Genomic DNA, 1,471 nt, shown 5'->3' on the forward strand with positions numbered 1-1,471 from the left:
CTTCCGACTCGCCCTCGCCGCTGCGATCTCCGCTGGTGTTGGCCAGCAGGCTGGCGGTGGCGGTCTGCAGGTAGGCGTGCAGCTGGCGCAGCAGCTGCGGCTGATCCTCGGCAGCGGCGATCCGCTCGCCAGCCGGTTCACCGCCCAGGCGATAGCGATACAGCCGCGCCGGCTGCTCCTTGGGCTGTACCAGCACCCGATCACCGCGGATCAGCGCCACGGTCTGGTCGCTGCCCGACGGCTTGACGATGCCGAAACCCGGATCGTCCGCCGGCAGGCTGAGCAAATCGCGGCCCCAGCATTGATGACGCACCTCGCCACCGAGGCGGCCCATGATGGTCGGCACCACGTCCACCTGCGTACCGACCACCTCGCGACGGCTGCCGAAACGCTCGGTGACGCCCGGGGCGATCAGCAGCAGCGGCACGTGGAAGCGCAGCAAGTCCATCTCGGTGACTTCCTCCGGCGCGCCGAAACCGTGGTCGCCGACCACCACGAACAAGGTCTGCTTGAACCAAGGCTGGTTACGCACCTTGTCGAAGAACTGCCCCAGCGCCCAGTCCGAATAACGCATCGCCGTCAGATGCTGATCCAGCGCGCCATGCCCCTCGACAGCAGCGACCGGCAACTGCTCGGGCAGCGCATACGGCGTGTGGTTGGACAGCGTCTGCAGCAGCGCATAGAACGGCGCGCCGTTATCCAGCTTGCCCAGCTCCTCGGCGGCGCGGGTGAACATGTCCTGGTCGGAAACGCCCCAGGTCGGGTCGGAAACCACCGGATTCACGTAGTCGTTGCGGCCGACGAAGCGCTTCATGCCCTGGTTGCCGAAGAACCCCGCCTGGTTGTCCCAGGCGAAATCGCCGTTGTAGACGTAAACGTCGTCGAACGCCCGCGCACCGAGCAGCTGCGGCAGGCCGGAGAAGCGATGGCCGCCTTCGGGCGTCTGCATCAGGTACTCGAAGCCCGGCAGGTTGGGAAAGCAGGCCATGCTGGCGAACATGCCCTGGTGGGTGTGGGTGCCGTTGGCGAAGAAGCGCTCGAACAACAGCCCCTCGCCGGCCAGGCGGTCGAAGTTCGGCGTGATGCCGTCGGCACTGCCGAGCGCGCCGACATAGCGGCCGGCGAAGCTCTCCATGAGGATCACCACCACGTTGCGCACCGCCAGCTGGCCGTCCGCCGGCGGCTGGAAGTCACGGCGCACCGGCGCCAGCTCGGCGTCCACCAACCGGTCGTTGGCGGTCAGCAGCAGCTCGCGGGTGATAGCCTGCGCATCCGCCACCGGCAGTGTCGCCTTCCAGCTATTGTCGCGGTGGCTGGAAAAGCGGTTCTTCGCCGCGTCATACAGCGACAGTGTCGCGTTCAGGCCGAGGTGATTGGCGAACATCGACTCGGTGGTAAAGGCATCGCCCCAACGCAGCGGCGGTCCCTGGCGCAGCGTGCCGCGGGCAGCCACCACGCAGACCAGTATCAG

General features: G+C 67.3%; 1 protein-coding gene. It reads right to left on the bottom strand.

The genetic code is table 11. The features are described 5' to 3' along the window. A partial coding sequence (locus LO50_RS23340; RefSeq protein ID WP_044316527.1) for an LTA synthase family protein occupies positions 1-1,471 on the bottom strand: 1,471 nt, incomplete at both ends.

It is taken from the genome of Stutzerimonas stutzeri (assembly GCF_000935215.1).
Classification (GTDB): domain Bacteria; phylum Pseudomonadota; class Gammaproteobacteria; order Pseudomonadales; family Pseudomonadaceae; genus Stutzerimonas.